This is a genomic window from Aquirufa nivalisilvae (assembly GCF_003143535.1).
In the GTDB taxonomy this organism is placed as follows: domain Bacteria; phylum Bacteroidota; class Bacteroidia; order Cytophagales; family Spirosomataceae; genus Aquirufa; species Aquirufa nivalisilvae.
This window is the reverse complement of the sequence record NZ_CP029346.1, coordinates 440,577-458,272: the sequence shown is the minus strand read 5'-3', so window position 1 is coordinate 458,272 and position 17,696 is coordinate 440,577. Positions and strand designations below refer to the sequence as shown.

General features: G+C 37.6%; 17 protein-coding genes. 10 read left to right on the top strand and 7 right to left on the bottom strand.

What is annotated here, in order from left to right; all coding sequences use genetic code 11:
• Positions 1-19: 19 nt before the first annotated feature.
• Genes HME7025_RS02030 through HME7025_RS02020 form a run of 3 tightly spaced genes read right to left on the bottom strand, consistent with a single transcriptional unit; the run spans position 20 to position 2,627 of the window.
• On the bottom strand, positions 20-487 hold the full coding sequence (locus HME7025_RS02030) for a hypothetical protein (RefSeq protein WP_109322039.1): 468 nt from the start codon (positions 485-487) through the stop codon (positions 20-22).
• 20 nt (positions 488-507) lie between these two features.
• Positions 508-2,178 (bottom strand): ATP-dependent nuclease, encoded by a 1,671-nt coding sequence (locus HME7025_RS02025; protein WP_109322038.1) that lies wholly within the window; start codon positions 2,176-2,178, stop codon positions 508-510.
• Between the two features lie 29 nt (positions 2,179-2,207).
• Positions 2,208-2,627: a hotdog fold thioesterase gene (locus tag HME7025_RS02020; RefSeq protein ID WP_109322037.1), complete on the bottom strand. Its 420-nt coding sequence runs from the start codon at positions 2,625-2,627 to the stop codon at positions 2,208-2,210.
• A 67-nt stretch (positions 2,628-2,694) separates the two neighbouring features.
• Between HME7025_RS02020 and HME7025_RS02015 the strand changes: the two genes are divergently transcribed.
• The 3 genes from HME7025_RS02015 to HME7025_RS02005 are packed head-to-tail and all read left to right on the top strand — an operon-like array spanning position 2,695 to position 5,147.
• Positions 2,695-3,336: a histidine phosphatase family protein gene (locus HME7025_RS02015; RefSeq protein ID WP_109322036.1), complete on the top strand. Its 642-nt coding sequence runs from the start codon at positions 2,695-2,697 to the stop codon at positions 3,334-3,336.
• Positions 3,337-3,338: 2 nt separating this feature from the next.
• Entirely contained in the window at positions 3,339-4,376 is a 1,038-nt protein-coding gene (locus HME7025_RS02010; protein ID WP_109322035.1) for a sensor histidine kinase, read from the top strand.
• Between the two features lie 27 nt (positions 4,377-4,403).
• On the top strand, positions 4,404-5,147 hold the full coding sequence (locus HME7025_RS02005) for a LytR/AlgR family response regulator transcription factor (protein WP_109322034.1): 744 nt from the start codon (positions 4,404-4,406) through the stop codon (positions 5,145-5,147).
• On the opposite strand, the gene HME7025_RS02000 is transcribed toward HME7025_RS02005, so the two are convergent.
• Positions 5,133-6,230 (bottom strand): AI-2E family transporter, encoded by a 1,098-nt coding sequence (locus HME7025_RS02000; protein WP_109322033.1) that lies wholly within the window; start codon positions 6,228-6,230, stop codon positions 5,133-5,135. The genes HME7025_RS02005 and HME7025_RS02000 overlap by 15 nt on opposite strands.
• Before the next feature lie 107 nt (positions 6,231-6,337).
• Here HME7025_RS02000 and HME7025_RS01995 point away from each other — a divergent pair, with 107 nt between their 5' ends.
• From HME7025_RS01995 to HME7025_RS01985, 3 genes are all read left to right on the top strand, one after another.
• Complete coding sequence (locus HME7025_RS01995; RefSeq protein WP_109322032.1) at positions 6,338-7,036, top strand: response regulator; 699 nt, start codon at positions 6,338-6,340, stop codon at positions 7,034-7,036.
• A gap of 78 nt (positions 7,037-7,114) precedes the next feature.
• Positions 7,115-8,584: a glycoside hydrolase family 10 protein gene (locus HME7025_RS01990; protein WP_226998259.1), complete on the top strand. Its 1,470-nt coding sequence runs from the start codon at positions 7,115-7,117 to the stop codon at positions 8,582-8,584.
• A 10-nt stretch (positions 8,585-8,594) separates the two neighbouring features.
• A complete protein-coding gene (locus HME7025_RS01985; RefSeq protein WP_317046231.1) occupies positions 8,595-9,647 on the top strand; it encodes a ferredoxin--NADP reductase in 1,053 nt (350 codons plus the stop codon).
• A gap of 86 nt (positions 9,648-9,733) precedes the next feature.
• On the opposite strand, the gene HME7025_RS01980 is transcribed toward HME7025_RS01985, so the two are convergent.
• Positions 9,734-10,549 (bottom strand): aldo/keto reductase, encoded by an 816-nt coding sequence (locus HME7025_RS01980; RefSeq protein WP_109322030.1) that lies wholly within the window; start codon positions 10,547-10,549, stop codon positions 9,734-9,736.
• A gap of 248 nt (positions 10,550-10,797) precedes the next feature.
• Between HME7025_RS01980 and HME7025_RS01970 the strand changes: the two genes are divergently transcribed.
• Together HME7025_RS01970 and HME7025_RS01965 are read left to right on the top strand one after the other, a co-directional pair.
• Complete coding sequence (locus tag HME7025_RS01970; RefSeq protein WP_109322028.1) at positions 10,798-12,525, top strand: M3 family oligoendopeptidase; 1,728 nt, start codon at positions 10,798-10,800, stop codon at positions 12,523-12,525.
• Positions 12,526-12,598: 73 nt separating this feature from the next.
• On the top strand, positions 12,599-12,832 hold the full coding sequence (locus HME7025_RS01965) for a hypothetical protein (protein WP_109322027.1): 234 nt from the start codon (positions 12,599-12,601) through the stop codon (positions 12,830-12,832).
• Between the two features lie 54 nt (positions 12,833-12,886).
• Here the strand turns inward: HME7025_RS01965 and HME7025_RS01960 are convergent, their stop codons facing one another.
• Both HME7025_RS01960 and HME7025_RS01955 read right to left on the bottom strand, forming a co-directional pair.
• Positions 12,887-13,336 carry a hypothetical protein gene (locus HME7025_RS01960; protein ID WP_109322026.1) on the bottom strand — a complete coding sequence of 150 codons (450 nt, stop codon included), beginning with the start codon at positions 13,334-13,336 and terminating at the stop codon, positions 12,887-12,889.
• Positions 13,337-13,338: 2 nt separating this feature from the next.
• A complete protein-coding gene (locus tag HME7025_RS01955; RefSeq protein WP_109322025.1) occupies positions 13,339-15,312 on the bottom strand; it encodes a protein-disulfide reductase DsbD family protein in 1,974 nt (657 codons plus the stop codon).
• Positions 15,313-15,511: 199 nt separating this feature from the next.
• Here HME7025_RS01955 and HME7025_RS01950 point away from each other — a divergent pair, with 199 nt between their 5' ends.
• Together HME7025_RS01950 and tatC are read left to right on the top strand one after the other, a co-directional pair.
• On the top strand, positions 15,512-16,804 hold the full coding sequence (locus HME7025_RS01950) for a serine hydroxymethyltransferase (protein WP_109322024.1): 1,293 nt from the start codon (positions 15,512-15,514) through the stop codon (positions 16,802-16,804).
• A 9-nt stretch (positions 16,805-16,813) separates the two neighbouring features.
• A complete protein-coding gene (gene tatC, locus HME7025_RS01945; RefSeq protein WP_109322023.1) occupies positions 16,814-17,680 on the top strand; it encodes a twin-arginine translocase subunit TatC in 867 nt (288 codons plus the stop codon).
• Positions 17,681-17,696 lie beyond the last annotated feature (16 nt).

The window sequence follows — 17,696 nt, the reverse complement described above, 5'->3', positions numbered from 1 at the left end:
ATATGTTCCCTTGTAGCACTTATAATTTCACCTGCCTACTATAATATTGATCATCCACTTTTCCATCTAGATCAAAATCTTCCACTCCCCAATATTCGATTTGATTTTTCTTGATTTTGAATCTAAACTTATAGGTGATGCGCTTTGGAATGGTATCCTGTATGATTAAAGTATCTTGAATAATCTGCCATCTTCCAGCTGGATCATAGGTGGTCTTACCTTGAAGGTTACGGTGCAAAGAATGATAGGTTCCATCTGCAGCATAGGTGGTTAGAATATTTTTCACTTTCATTTTGGCCTCCCAATCCTTTCCAAGCACCTCGATGTTTTGTGTACTATCTGAATTCTTATAGCTGGGCATGGTGATTTTTAAATGCGCTATCTGCCAAGTACCAACAATGGCCCGAGAAGCCTTTGGGCTACAAGAGGATAGTAGAATAACTGCTACTAAACAGAAAACAAAATAATCAATAACTTGAATTTTCATTTTTGATACATACTTCAAAATCAACTCTGTATATTATTCCATTCTCTGATGTTTTCTATAACTAAATCTACATTTGTTCTCAAATCGCTATTATTTAAATCTTCTAAATAAATAAATTGGACAATCTCATTGGCATATTTATTCTTATTTAAATTATAAATCGGCGCTCCCTTTATTTCACTTATAGTATCTTCAAGTTTTTTAAACTTGTCATAAACAACTTTACAATTCTTTACTTTATGAACAGATTCCAACCATTTAATTATTGAATTATCTGTCAAATAATTTTCAATTTCTCTTCCAGAAGTAATCCATGTTTTATTTCTTCCTATTTCAGCCTCAATTCTTAATTTAGTTCTATTCAATTTTTCATTCTTATTTTTTCCATCTCTGTCCATTAAAACAAATGCATTTGAATTTAATTTTAAAAGAGGAATCAACTCTTTTTCTAAATTTTCATAATCAAATGTCAAATTAGAAAGTAATCTGCCCCCATAAAACATAATTGAATAATGGTAACCTTCTATCAAATTATTATCGAGTAAACTAATCCATTTATTTAAATATGTTCTATCACTTGGTCCTTCTACCCAAATAATTCCATTACTCTGAAGTATATCACTAGCCTTCACCTCTAAATCTCTTAATATATTTTTTAGAGAACTGTGATTTTCAACGGATTTAACTAAAGTATTCCCATTTGCATTTTCAACATGTATTATATTACTTTCTTCCAATCCATTAAATAAATCAATCACAATATTTGAATGAGTTGTAAAAAAGAAAGTACACCCATTTGCTTTAGAAAAATCAATCAAATACTTGTAAAGTCTTCTTTGTAAAGATGGATGTAAATTATTTTCTAATTCTTCCAATGCAAATACGTACTCACTCAATTGATTGTTTTCAATTTTCGGATTCACCAAAATCAATATTAATACAAGTAAAATTGTTTTTATTCCACTACCCATTTTGGATAATGGAATTTTTCCATCTTGTTTAGATTCAAAATATATTTCCCAATTATTATTTTTTTCATCTAATTGAACTAAAATTCTAGAAAATTCAATTTCAGGATTGACAATTTTATTTAATTCACACAACAACTCAGATTCAATTAAGCTACTATCTTTATTAACATGATTAATAATTCCTTGAATTAAATTAGTTGCACCTTGACCAGTGGTATTTACGCTTGAATTAGGGCTTGCTTGTTCGGGCAAAATATCCCTTTCAGCTTTTAAATGACTAAAATGTTTTTGTAAAAATGGTGTTACGACAGATTGAGCATAATTTTTCAAATATGTTTCTGCGCCTTTTTCAAACACGTTTTCTAGGCTAACAAACTCAGTTTTATTACTATTATTTAATTTATAAGTCATGCATAACCCTTGCAAGGATAAGCCATATTCTCGATGGTTAACCTTTATTCCTCCCCCTGTCGCGCTGGGAAAATGTTTAATAATTAATTCATGAGTAAGAATATGATCAAATTCAAATTTCGGTGATTCGCCTTTCCTTTTATTTTCAAAAAAAGATCTTGAGCGAGTAGTTAAGAATTCAACTATTTCAATTAATGAACTTTTACCTGAATTATTTTTCCCAACAATGACATTTAATTGCTTTACATCACTCAAACAAATACCTTCTTCACCAAAGCATTTATAATTTTTAACAAATATTTTATCCATTTTCAATTATTGATTTCATAAATAATAAACTATGCCGACAAAATTGCCACGGTCAATCGACTCACACAGACTAAATCACCCTGCTCATTGTGAATCTTGATGTCATACACATGCATGGTTCTACCAATTCGAATCGGCGAACAAGTCCCAATTACCCAGCCTTCGCGAACAGCTTTTAGGTGATTGGCATTAATCTCTACTCCTACGGCTTTCATGGTCTCAGGATCTTTGGCAACAAGCATAGTTGCGATACTCCCCATGGTTTCCGCCAAAACCACCGATGCGCCTCCATGCAACAAGCCGAACGGTTGTTTGGTCCGATGATCTACTGGCATGCGGGCAGTGAAATACTCGGGATGAACTTCTAGAAATTCGATTCCTAGATGCTCAATCATGTTGCCTTTACTGAAGCTATTTAGTTGTTCTGAAGTGATGGATGTATTAAACATATATTTCGTATTTTTGTGCCTAAAATTCGCAATAATTTACTAATTCCAACCTCAATTCGCCTTTTTTATGCACCCTATCAAAGACATTTACCTAATTCGCCACGGAGAAACAGATTATAATAGAATGGGGGTGGTGCAAGGAAGCGGCATTGACGCTCATTTGAATGAATTAGGCCGTCAACAAGCTCAGGCATTTTTTGATCATTATCAAGACTTGTACATAGATAAGATTTACACTTCGGCTTTAGTACGCACACACCAGTCGGTAGATGGCTTTATCAAGAAAGGAATTGCCTGGGAACAACACCCAGGATTGAATGAAATTTCATGGGGAAACAAGGAGGGGAAGTCGCCCAACACGGATGACGACCTTTACTATAAAAATTTGACCAGAACTTGGCGAGAAGGGAACATTGATGTACCTTCGGAGGAGGGTGAGAGCCCTGTACAGGTTTTGGAAAGACAAAAACCCGTGGTAGATTTAATCCTATCTAGACCTGAAGAGCAAGCTATTTTGATTGCTATGCACGGTAGAGCTATGCGAGTTTTATTGACACATTTGTTTGAACAACCTTTACACAAAATGGATGATTTTGCACACAGCAATCTCTGTTTATACCATTTGCAATACTCTTACCCAGACCGTGCTTTTAAATTGGTGAAAGGTCCATTGACAGAACACCTGAAGCACTTGCCTGATTCCATGTAAATATGAAGAGACAAAAGCTTTATTGGGTATTACAATTTTCAGGCTGGTTTGCTTGGACACTCAATGAGGCTTTATTGTACACCATGCAATACGGCTGGCGATGGGCCTGGCTTTATGCCTTTGTGGGTAATATTTCTTTAGCCATATTATTGACCCATCAATACAAACAGATTACCCAAAAATATCAATGGCAAAATTATCCCCTCTTTAAATTATTGAGGAGAAATTTGCAGGCCCTTTTGGCTATGTCAACTATCCTGTTGGCCTTTAATTTGCCTTTGGATTTTGCCCTGTTGCAAGAAAACTATGAAGTAAAATTAAATACCTTCATTATCCTGCAATACCTATTCAACTTCATGAAACCATTGGCCATTTGGCAGTTGATTTATTTCTTCTTTCAATACTCCCAAAGGAAATTAGAAATTGAAAGACAAAACGACCAACTTGAAAGAACCATTCAGGAAACAGAAGGTAAGGTCTTACGCGCTCAAATGAATCCACACTTTGTGTTCAATGCGCTCAACAGTATTCGGGCATTGATCACAGAAGATCCGAATAAAGCTAAAAAAGGGATTAATCAATTATCAAAACTGCTGCGCAGCTCATTGCTAACCGAAAGAAAAAAAACCATTCCTCTTTCAGAAGAAATTGAGACAATCGTGGATTATCTTTCCTTGGAAAAAATCAGGTACGAAGATCGACTATTCTGGGAAGTTCAGATACCCAAAGAACATGTGAAAGCAGAAGTGCCCCCCATGATTTTACAAACCTTGGTTGAAAATGCCATCAAACATGGAATCTCTCATTCGGTTAAAGGGGGTACCATTATTATCCAAGCACACAAAATAGGGAATTTATTACATGCCTATGTCATTAACCCTGGCACCATTAAAACCAAAGAAAGTGAAACTGGGGTTGGGATGAAAAACTCCATCTCTCGTTTGAAAATATTGTTTGGAGAGACCGCTCAACTAAGACTAAAACCATTCGACAAAAACCAAGTGATTGCCGAATTAATAATACCTTATCTTGTACCTTAATTCCTGTGTTTTTATAAAAACCCTATTATGAACGCTATTATCATCGACGACGAACGTTTAGCAAGAAATGAACTAAAACGATTATTAGAAAATTTCCCACATATCCAAGTTATAGGAGAAGCAGCTAATACAGATGAAGCTGGGGCCTTAATTGAAGAATTACATCCTGATGTCATTTTCTTGGATATACAAATGCCTGGCAAAACAGGATTTGAGTGGTTGGAAGAATGGGACGGATATTTACCTGAAGTAATTTTCACCACAGCATTTGATGAATATGCTTTAAAGGCTTTTGAAGTCAATGCCCTTGATTACGTCCTTAAGCCAATTGAACTTTCTCGTTTAAGCGAAAGCGTACAAAAATTGGAAAAACAATTAGCTAATAAAACCAAAACTCATCCTGAGCAAGTTTCTGTTTCTCCTCAGCACTTTTTGAGTGCGCAGGATCAAATATTTGTCAAAGATGGAGAAAAGTGCTGGTTTGTGCGATTGGATAAAGTCCGTTTATGTGAATCGATGGGCAATTATGTCCGTTTATTTTTTGATGATCAAAAACCTTTAGTATTGAAATCCTTGAATGCCTTGGAAGATCGTTTAGATCCTAAGGTCTTTTTCAGAGCCAATAGAAAACACATTATCAACCTCAATTTTATTGAAAAAATTGAACCTTGGTTTTCGGGAGGACTGCAAGTGACATTACAAGGAAAAGGTGAGAAAATCGAGATTTCAAGAAGACAGTCGATTCGTTTCAAGGAGCTACTTTCCCTCTAATTTCTCTTCTTTTTCTACTATTTCTTCTTTCTTTTTACGAGAAGGGGCTTCGCCCAATATATATCCATAAGCTTGCAATGATGGCACATAGTCAAATATCACTTTGACTATGGCTGTCAAGGGCAATGCCAAAATCAACCCTGGAATCCCCCAAAGCATTTCCCCCAATAATAAGGCCAGCATAGCCACCATAGGGTTCACACTTACTTTAGATCCTATCACCACAGGGGTGATAAAATTAGCTTCGATAAACTGTACTGCTGCGACCCAAGCGATAACACCTAGGGCATGGGAAGGGCTCAACACAATTAAGCTAAGTACAATAGGACCACTAGCACCCATCCAGATTCCGATGTAGGGAATTAGCAATAATAAGCCAGTCAAAATGCCAAAAAAGTAGGGATAATCTACACCAATCCACCAAAAACCTATGGTATTTAAGATGGAAACAATCAGCATGACAACCATCAATCCGACCAAGTATCCTTGTACCACTTGACCAGTTTTACTCATAATTCCTTTCAATATGTGAGATTCCGTATTGGGAAAAACCATTTCTAAAAATTGAGCAAAAAAGCTTCTGTAATACAAGAAAAAGAATACGAAAATTGGGATTAAAATAATGGTAGTGATGGAATGAATGATGGTCCCGAAAGTGGTCGTTAGGATTGTTCCTGAATTCTTCAACAAGTTGATGGTTTGGTTACTGATTTCCACCATTTGTTTTTTCCGAGAGATATTCAGATTTCTGGACAAGAAACTCTGTAAACTAGAAATATAGGATTCGGCTTTTTTAATGAAAATAGGCCAATCTGACGCAAATTCAACCATTTGAACCGTCAAAATAGCTAATACTCCAGCTATAGCAGCCACGGTAATGATGAGGCAAATGGCGATGGAAACCGAACGAGGAAGACCTTTTCTTTCTAACCAGGCGGCCAATGGTAGCAAAAGCATAGCCAATATTAAAGCAGCTGCCAAGAGGATCAATAAATCCTGCAACAGATATAAGCCCAAAACCAAGATGGAAATGGAAATTAAAACAGAGGCTAAACGGACAATGTAGGAAGATTCTTTCGCCATAAACCAAAGCTAATGATTAAATTTAGTCGAAAAAAATTAATAATTTGGTAACATAGCCCTCTCTATATTTGCAGCAAGTTTTATAGGCACTTCACAAATTTCATCTTATGAGCCAGGCAACAGCCAATTCGATAAAAATTCTTCTGGTAGATGATGATCCTGATATTTTAGAATTATTGGAATATAATTTAGCAAAAGAAGGTTTTTTGTTAGCAAAAGCATCCGATGGAAAAGAAGCCATTTCGATAGCCCAAGAATTCAAACCTCAGTTGGTGATTTTGGATGTGATGATGCCAGCGATGGACGGTATCGAAACGGCACGTCGCATGAAATCCATGCCCGAATTAAAAGATGCGCTCATTCTATTTTTAACGGCTCGCGGAGAAGAGTATACCGAAGTGGCGGCATTTGATGCTGGGGCACATGATTACATCATCAAACCCATCAAGCCAAGAGCTCTGGTAAGTCGTATCAAAGCGATGCTAAAGCGTGAAACGATGGAAGATAACCAAGATGTTATTGAAATCGGTGGATTACAAATCAATCGTACACAATATGCCGCTACCTTTGAAGGAAAAGCATTGGTTTTGCCCAAGAAAGAATTCGAATTACTTTCTTTCTTAGCTAAAAACCCGAATAAGGTCTTTAACCGAGATGAATTATTAGAGAAAGTTTGGGGTTCTGATGTGTATGTGGTAGAAAGAACGATCGACGTTCATATTCGTAAATTGAGGGAGAAAATTCCGGAATATTACATCAAAACATTAAAGGGTGTTGGTTATTTATTTTCGATCGAAAAGAACTAAGCATAGAAAATTTCCATCATTTATAGGTAAATTGCGCCCTCAATGAGGGGTTCTTATTTAATTCTAGCACTATTTTTTTTGATCCATTCCTTGGCGGCACAAAGCCCTAAGCGGGAATTGCGTGGAGTTTGGGTAGCAACTGTCCAAAACATCGATTGGCCTTCTGCCAGAAATTACAATAGTCTAAAGCAACGAGAGGAGTTTATTGACCTGATTGATTCCCATCATCGAACAGGCATGAATGCCATATTTGTACAAGTTCGCTGTGCTGCCGATGCACTTTATGCCAAAAGTACAGAACCTTGGTCTGCCTATTTATCTGGTTTTCAAGGCCAGGCACCTAGTCCTTACTATGATCCCATGGAATTCATGATTGAGGAAAGTCATGAACGAGGAATGGAATTTCATGCTTGGTTAAATTTGAACCGGGCAACCATGTCTTCCAAAACCATTTTGAGTTCCGATCATTTGGCACGACGCCATCCAGAATGGTTGTTTTCATACAATGGTCAATTGATATTAAATTTTGGTATACCTCAAGTTCGACATTACATTGCTGAGTTAGTCAAAAATTTGGTTAAAAATTACGATGTTGATGGAGTCCATTTTGATGATTACTTTTACCCATATCCTGTCAAAGGTGCCTCAATTCCAGATGAAAAAACCTATCAGCAATACAAATTTCCGGAGGAAAGCTTAGCCGATTGGAGAAGGAGAAATGTAAACATGCTCATTCAAGAAATCGCTGAAACTGTTAAATCAACCAAACCCAAAGTAAAATTTGGCATTAGTCCTTTCGGAATTTGGCGGCATCAAAGTATTGATCAAGAAGACGGCTCTCCTACCCGCGCAGGCTTACAGTCCTACGATGATTTATTTGCGGACACGGAATTATGGATTAGAAAAGGTTGGGTAGATTATTTGGCCCCACAATTATATTGGGGAACGACGCATCGCGTGGCACCTTACAAGGCTCTCGCCACCTGGTGGAATGAACATAGTTTTGATCGGCCTATTTACATCGGCCATGCGGCTTACCATTTGAGTGATATATGGGCTCCTAGTGAGTTAACGAAACAATTAAACATTTCGAGAAGTTTACCTAAGGTTCAAGGTGCTATTTATTTCAGCTCTCGTCAAATTAGTCAAAATACGAAAGGTTGGAGAGATAGTTTACGAAGTAAGCATTTTGAGCATATTGCATTAATCCCGCCCATGTTATGGTTAGATAGTATAGCTCCTACGGCACCCCATCAAGTGAGCTTAACTAAGCAAAAAGACCAGTGGATATTGCGATGGAAAGAAGGCGAGCCTAGTTTAGATAATGATCCAGCACATTATTACGTTGTGTATCGGATTCAAAAAGATGAAATTGAACCTTTGGATAAGGGAGAGAATATTATCTATAAAGGAAGTAGCAAACAAATAATAATTGACCCTAAGTGGATCAAATCTGGTACAGGATTTGTTGTTACAGCTTTGGACCGATTACATAATGAATCTATTCCAGGAACTATACAGTGGATAGTTCCAAACGTAGTTGAATAAATTGATGAACATGAAATTCTTGCATTTATCTGTTAAAGAAATTACTGAAGAAACGAATGATACCAAAACGATCCATTTTTGGCATCCAATACATGAGGCATTAAGCTATCATTCAGGACAGTTTTTAACTGTGATTCCTGAAATTGATGGGAAAAAGGTACGTCGTAGTTATTCTTTATCATCTTCTCCATTGATTGACCATTCCCCAGCGATTACAGTCAAACGCATTGCTGGAGGAGCCGTTTCAAATTATTTATGTGATCAGATCAAGGTGGGAGATAGTTTGGAGGTCATTGAACCTATGGGTAACTTCTTTATTCAGCCTGAGGCAAATGCTAGCAAAACCTATGTTTTCATGGGTGCGGGATCTGGCATTACGCCATTGATTTCCATGATTAAAACCTTGCTTAAGTCTGAGCCTCAATCCAAGATTCATTTGATTTATGGGTCAAGACATGAAGATCAAATCATTTTCAAGAAAGAATTAGAGCAATTAGAACTGACAAATGCAGGACGTTTTCAAGTTTTACATGTTATTAGTAAACCTGCGGCCAATTGGCCAGGACTAAAAGGACGTATTAACAAGGCTTCTACTGTATATTACCTGAAACAAGAGTTTGGCTTGAATATCTCTTCGGCGCATTATTACCTATGCGGCCCTGCTGGCATGATGGATGAGATCCAGGAAGCTTTGGCTATGTTTGATGTACCTACAGAACATATACACCGAGAATTATTTCATAGCAATCCCCAGACAGAAGAAATCACAGAGGATGATGGCAGCTTGAAAGAGCAAGAGATTACCATTATTTACGAAGGAAAGGAACACCGAGTTACGGTGAAACCCCATGAGACTATCTTAGAAGCGGCCTTATCAGCTGATGTCGATATGCCCTATTCATGTCAAGCTGGTATGTGCACGGCATGTATGGGCTTATGCAAAAGTGGAAAAGTGATGATGGATGAAGAAGATGGATTGACAGACAATGAAATCAAAAAAGGATATGTCCTTACTTGTGTCGCACACCCATTATCTAGTGGTGTGGTGATTGATTTAGATTAGAATATCAATTACTTGATTCAATAAAAAAATCGTTTATTCGTTAACCTTGACAGCGTTTGGAACGCTGTCAAGGTTTAAATTTTGCCTCAAAAATCTCTTGGATCCCAAGCTACTCGAGTATTATCATATAGTTGACTTAGTTTTTGCATATCCTCAGGTGAAATACAAAAATCAAATACCTCCATATTTTCCTGAATTCTCGCTCGTTTGACAGATTTTGGTATGGTTACAGCTCCTAATTCAATGTTCCAACGAACTAATAATTGATACGTGCTTTTTCCATAATGAGCAGCTATTTCGTTCAAAACCTCATCATCTTTTTTCCAACCACGAACTAGTGGAGCATATCCTTCCACTTGAATATCATTTTCCTGATTAAATGCGAATTCGTCCGGCATGTAACAAAATGGACTTAATTCAAACTGATTAACGGCAGGACATATATTAGCATGAAGAAACAGCTCTTCCAGGTGTTTTTTATAATAATTAGACACCCCTATGGATCGACATAATTTCTGGTCATATAAAGTTTCCAACGCCTTCCAAGTTTCTTTTCTTGCGGTATCCTTAGGCCAATGAATTAAATACAAATCCAAATATTCTAAGCCCAAATCACTCAAGGTTTTATCAAATGCTCGCAAAGTAGAATCATACCCCATGTCTTCCATCCACACTTTACTAGTGACGAACAAATCCGTTCTTGTCACACCTGATTCTATTATTCCTTGCCCAACTTCCTTCTCATTGGCATAAATAGCCGCTGAATCAATCAAGCGTATACCCAAATCCAAGGCATCTAGAACAGATTGTTTGACCTCATCTTGCTGTTTCGGTGCATACAAACCTAAGCCTAGTTGCGGCATTTGAATGCCATTATTCAATGTTACAAAAGGTATGTTCATGTTTATTAAATTCTAGTGAATAGTACTATGGATTATGAGTTAGTTGAAAAATTGAGTTGAAACTCCCTCTTTTCATCCCCCCCGCCCCGCTTAGATTTGTCAACTTTTGAAAAGTTGACAAATCTAAAAAAAATCAATTCAAAAATGTAGCCCATTTTATCAAGCATTTGATTTCTTACAATCAAGAAACCTATTTTTTCATCTGCAAAAGCCAATTACCTTATGTATTTTTGTAAAAAATTAATCGCATGAGTAGAAAGATCAGCGTAGAAGCGCCCAAAAGAAGTTTCCTTCCTTCTGATTTCCAATTAAGTACTTGGGAAAGTGTATTGCCCTATTTTGAAAAGCTAAGCTCTTTGAGCATTCAAAACCTAGAAGAATTACAACAATTTTGTATCAGTCGCTCTGAACTTGAAAGTTATTTATCCGAGAATTTTGCTTGGAGATATATCAAAATGTCATGCGACAATCAAAATGAAGAGCTTCAAAAAAGTTACCAGCAGTTTGTCAACGACATCATGCCCAACGCGTCTATTTATGAAGATGCTTGGAATAAAAAAGTAGTTGAATCAGGTTATACCGATCAATTACCTGCACATGGATATGGTATTATGCTTCGTGGCATGAAAAAAGCCATTGAAATATTTCGAGAAGAAAATATTCCACTTTATACTGAGCTATCCAATTTATCCACTGAATACGGCGCATTAACTGGCGGATTGATGGTGGAAATTGATGGGCAAGAAAAAACGCTTCAGCAGGCCAATGCCTATTTGGAATCGACCGATCGAAATAAGCGCCAAGAGGTCTATTTACTGGTTGCCAATAAACGACTGAGCATTAAAAATGAATTGAACGAACTATTCAACAAATTAATTGAACGTAGGCATCAAGTGGCTCAAAATGCCGGGTTTGATAATTTTAGAGATTACTCTTTTGCAAGCTTAGGCCGTTTTGATTATACCGCTGCCGATTGTTTTGAATTTCATGAAGCTGTGGCTCAAACCGTAGTGCCCATGGTCAACCAGCAAGCTGCCAAAAGAAAAGAGGTTCTTCAAATTGATGCCCTAAAACCTTGGGATAAAGCTGTGGATCCATGGGGAAGAAAACCTCTAGTGCCATTTACTACAGCGGATGACTTATTAACTAAAACCATCCAAGTATTTGATGAATTAGACCCATTCTTAGGAAATTGCCTAAAAGAAATGGTCAAATTGAACCGTTTTGATTTAGATTCTAGAAAAGGGAAAAACCCAGGTGGATATAATTACCCACTGGAAGAAAGCGGCTTCCCTTTTATTTTCATGAATGCCGCAGGTCAAGTGCGGGATATGGTCACCTTATTGCACGAAGGCGGACATGCCGTACATTCCATTGTAACAAAAGATTTAGCCTTAAATGCTTTTAGAAATGTTCCATCAGAAGTAGCCGAATTGGCCTCAATGAGTATGGAACTGCTCACCATTGATCATTGGGATATCTATTTCCCAAATCCGGAAGAAGCAAAAAGAGCTAAAATTAAGCATTTAGAGGACATTTTAGAAACGTTACCTTGGGTGGCGACTATCGATGCCTTTCAACACTGGATTTATGAAAACCCAACTCATAGCCAAGCTGAACGAGATGCTGCCTGGTTGGAAATTATTGCCCGCTTCTCCGACAAAATCACTGACTGGTCTGGTTTAGAAGAGATTAAAACCAATATCTGGCAAAAGCAATTACACTTATTTGAAGTACCTTTTTACTACATCGAATATGCCATCGCTCAATTGGGAGCATTAGCCGTTTGGAGAAATTATTGCCGACAACCTAAACAAGCATTGGAGCAATATTTACAAGCACTGGAATTAGGCTATACAGAACCTATGAAAACGATTTATGCTGCAGCTGGCATTGAATTCAATTTTAGCAAAGCCTACATTGCTGAATTAATGAGCTTTTTAGCTGAAAAAATCAAAAATTTAGAAGAAAGCTAAGCTGCTTATTTAAAGAAATTTTTTTTGTACCAATTTTGGACTTATTTTTGCATCGGATTTTTTACACAACTATATGAAATTGAAAAGTTTATTGCCTGCCCTTCTTGTTGTTGCTTTAGCGAGCTCATGCGATTACCAAAAAAACAATCGAATTAAACAAAAAGATGTTCGTCAAGGCGATACCTATGTATACGGTGTTCATCCGGATAGTGCTGCTGCTCAAACGAAACAAACTTACACAGCTAAACCTGAGTTAGAAGTTAAAGCCAATGAGCTACGTGCTAAATTATACAGCGCCAAAAAATAAGCGAGTTTAACTCTCTATTCAATGATATTAAAGCCTCCAAAATTTGGGGGCTTTTTATTTATCCATGAAATAATCGCGAATAAAATCTAACTGGTAAATCAAGGCAGTATAGATACTAGCCCATAAGAAGGCAGAAATAGCCATAAAAAACAAAATTCGGGGAAGCGGCACTTTAAAAGATAGGGCCAATAAACTTCCGCCAATCGGTGTTAAAAACAAGGGGGTACAAGCTGCAATACCTTTAATGCCGAATTTCGTCCATATTTTGACCGCCATTCGAGCACGTTTACTAAATACCAAAGGTTTTTGAGAACGCCACTGAGCGATGTACTTGACCAACCATTGACCTAGGCTAATCATGAAACTGACGGTAATCATCATGCCTAACCAAGTGAAAAGTATCGTTTCCATCCAACTTAGACCTAAACTGAAACCTGTAATAGGACCAGCAATGAACTTGATGGCAGTAGCGGCCATAACGGCCGAATATGAAGACCAATCCATCTTTAGTTCAATTTATATTGACGTACACCTTTATCCAAAAACGCAACAAAATGATCGACATTGGCATCAAATGCCACTGGAGTTACCATGGGTGCTCCCTCTTTACGAGGATCCAATAAAACATAATGTGGCTGAGCATTGGAGTTAAATCGACTAATCTGAAAATCCAAATTTTGGTCTCCTAGCGTTTTCTTTTCCTGCCCATCTACTTTAGAAACATACCATTGATCTGCTGGCAACTCGGTTTTGTCATCACAATACAAAGCTACAATCACGTATTCCTCTTGCAAGCGTTTCAAGACTTTAGGGTCTGACCAAACATATTCCTCCATCTTCCGACAGTTCACACATCCATGACCTGTAAAATCTATGAACAAAGGTTTCCCTACTTGAACTGCATAAGCCTTAGCTTCTTGGTAATCAAAAAAGCCTGTAAGTCCCAAAGGTAACTCTAAAAAATCGCCATATTTAACCACGCCTGTAGAGCCTGGTTTAATACTAACTTCACCTGAGTTTCCTTTAAAATCTTGACTACTCATGGGTGGCAACCATCCAGATAAACCTTTCAATGGGGCCCCAAACATTCCTGGAATTAAGTAGACAACAAAGGCCAAAATAGCCGTGGCAAATAAGGTTCTCGGAATAGATAACTTCCCAGCAGGCCCATCATGTGGCAAAGAAATTTTACCGAATAAATACAAGGTCAAAGCACTAAAAATAGCAATCCAAATCGCCAAGAATATTTCTCTGTCTAATAAATGCCAGTGATACACTTGATCCGCTACACTTAAAAATTTAAAGGCTAAGGCTATTTCTAGAAATCCTAAAACCACTTTCACTTCATTCATCCAATTACCAGACTTAGGCAATTTCTGCATGAATCCTGGGAAAATAGCAAATAAGGTAAAAGGAATAGCAAAGGCTAAAGAAAAACCCAACATTCCTATGATAGGCTTTACAAAAGCACCTTGTGAGGCTGCAATCAAAATACTCCCAGCCAATGGTCCCGTACATGAAAACGATACCAATACTAAGGTAAAGGCCATAAAAAACACACCAATGATCCCTCCTTTGTCTGACTTCGCATCCACAGAATTAACCATTCCAGAAGGTAATACGATTTCAAATGCCCCTAAAAAAGATATTCCAAAAAAGATGAATATGACAAAAAATAAGAGATTCGGAATCCAGTGGGTACTTAAAAAATTGGCAAAACTTGCTCCTGCAAAAAAGGCTAACAGAGTCCCAAAGAACACGTAAATCAATACAATGAAGGAGCCATATAAAAAGGCTAAACCTTTCCCTCCTTTTTGTTTGGTGAAAAAGCTCACCGTCATGGGAATCAGTGGATAAACACAAGGTGTCAATAAAGCTAAAAGCCCAGCACCCATGGCTATCCAAAAAAATTGCCATAACGATTCATTAGGAGCAACTGGAGATGCACTAGCAGTAACTACTGATTCAGGGATTTTTTTTTTTGCTTCGTCTGTCAATACATCCGAGGCGGTAGCAGAACTGGCTATCACGAAGGGCCCCTTGATGGGCACACAAAGTCCACTTTCATTGGAACAAGTTTGAGAATCATAATTTCCTTCAATCTTCCAATTTTCAGCTGTTATTTTGATTTTTTGTCTGAACTCTCCCTTTTCAGTGAAGTAAGTATATGTTCCGTTCCAAATCTCTTTGTCGAATTTTGAATGCGGATTAATCGCCTTTAATCCTCCCACTAATTCAAAACCAACTGGATTTTTAATAGTAACGGTGGTTACCACAGGTCCTAAATCTTTATCAAAATCGGAGGAATATAAGTACCAACCTTTTTCAATTTTCACTTGAAATACAATTTCTGCTTCTTGACCTACCGAGGGTTTCGCTGGTTCTAATGTCCAAGACCATTTGGCAGGCGTCAACTTCTGCGCTAGCACTGGACTAAGCACAAAAAGAAACAAGCTTAAGATGAGTAATTTGTATTTCATAAGTTCAATATTTTCATAACCAAACGCTGTTTGGTATACAACTAGTTCGTGGGTGTGAATTAATTTTCAAAATTAAACAATTTAGTGGATATCTATGACAAATCTATAGAACGGAAAAGGCGATCAATTGGTTTTTCTATTCGGATAAAAAAACGTAATTTTGTGCCCATTCTCACGTAAATACGAACAATACATATCCATGGCTGCAAGCACATTCCCACAACAGCGCGATAACGAAATTTTTTCATTGATTAGTCAAGAAGCACACCGTCAGGAATTCGGTATCGAGTTAATCGCATCTGAAAACTTCACGTCTCCTCAAGTTATGGAGGCTCAAGGTAGCGTTTTGACGAACAAATATGCAGAAGGACTTCCTGGGAAACGTTATTATGGTGGTTGCGAGGTAGTAGATGAAGTAGAAACTTTAGCTATTGAGCGTGCCAAAAAATTATTTGGGGCAGCTTGGGCTAACGTACAACCTCACTCAGGTGCACAAGCCAATGCAGCAGTATTTTTATCATTTTTAAATCCTGGAGACAAGATTTTAGGATTTGACCTTTCGCATGGTGGTCACTTATCACATGGTTCGCCAGTTAACTTTTCTGGAAAATACTTTCAAGCATTTTTTTACGGAGTAGAAAAAGAAACGGGTTTAATCGATTGGGATAAAGTAGAAGCTACTGCTGCCAAAGAAAAGCCAAGATTAATCATTTGTGGTGCCTCTGCATATTCTCGTGATTGGGATTACGCTCGCTTAAGAGCTATTGCGGACCAAGTTGGTGCTATCTTATTAGCTGATATTTCACACCCATCTGCATTGATTGCTAAAGGTTTATTGAATAACCCGATGCAACATTGCCATATTGTTACTACTACTACCCACAAAACCTTGCGTGGACCACGTGGAGGTTTGATCATGATGGGAAATGATTTTGAAAACCCTTTTGGATTCAAAACATTGAAAGGAGACCTTAAAACAATGTCAGCATGTTTGGACGGTGCTGTTTTCCCAGGAACTCAGGGTGGTCCATTGGAACATGTCATTGCGGCTAAAGCAATCGCTTTTGGTGAAGCTTTAACTCCAACATTTGAAGCCTATGCCAAACAAGTGCAAAGCAATGCTCAAGCGATGGCAAAAGCCTTTTTAGCCAAAGGATATGATATCATTTCAGGAGGTACAGATAACCACTTGATGTTGATCGACTTACGTCCTAAAGGATTAACTGGTAAGTTAGCAGAAAACACCTTGATTAAGTCCGACATTACCATCAATAAAAACATGGTTCCATTTGATGATAAATCCCCATTTGTCACTTCAGGTATGCGTGTGGGAACAGCTGCTATGACAACTCGTGGTTTGAAAGAAACAGAGATGGAACAAATCGTAGATTTAGTTGATCGCGCTTTGATGAACCACGAAAATGAGACTGTATTGGCTCAAGTAAAAACAGAAGTAAATCAGTGGATGAAGCAATTCCCACTTTATTTATAAAAGAAAAACATGGCATTAGATCAGGATTGGGACGACGAGGACCAGGATGAAGATAAGGACGGCACGGAAATGTCGTTTATGGATCATTTAGAAGAATTAAGGTGGCACATCATTCGCTCCTTAGCTTCTATTGTGATATTCACCATCATGGCATGGATTTTCAGAAATGAAATCTTTGGTATCATTATTATGGGACCAACCAAAGTAGATTTCTACACCAATCAAGTCCTATGTCGTTTAGCCGAATTAACCGGAATGACCAGCTTGTGTATGCAGGCAGCTGATTTCATCCTTCAAAGTAGAGAAGTATCAGGTCAGTTCATGATGGCATTAACCCAGTCAATTATTGTCGGTCTTTTATTTGCCTTCCCTTATGCCTTTTATGAAATCTGGAGATTTATTCGTCCAGGTTTGAAAGAAAAAGAACAAAAAGCAGCTCGTGGAGCCGTTTTCTGGGTTTCACTTTTGTTTTTTATTGGGGTATCATTTGGCTATTTTGTGGTTGCACCCATGGCCATCAATTTCTTGGCAAATTTCAAATTAGATCCTAGTATCCAAAATCAATTTGACATTAACGACTACATTTCATTATTGTCCATGTTGACTTTGGCTTGCGGCCTTACTTTCCAATTACCGATGATTGCTTTTGTACTTTCTCAAGTAGGTATTTTAACGCCTTCTTTCATGAGAGAATACAGAAAACATGCATTAATCGTGATTTTGTTAGTTGCGGCTATCATCACCCCTTCCCCCGATGTGATTTCTCAATTATTGGTGGCCTTCCCTCTCTTTGGCCTCTATGAAATCAGTATCATCGTTTCAGGAAGAGTATTGCGCAGAAAAATGAGAGAAGAAGCGCTCGAATCGAATTCCTAATCGAGTTCCTAATTAG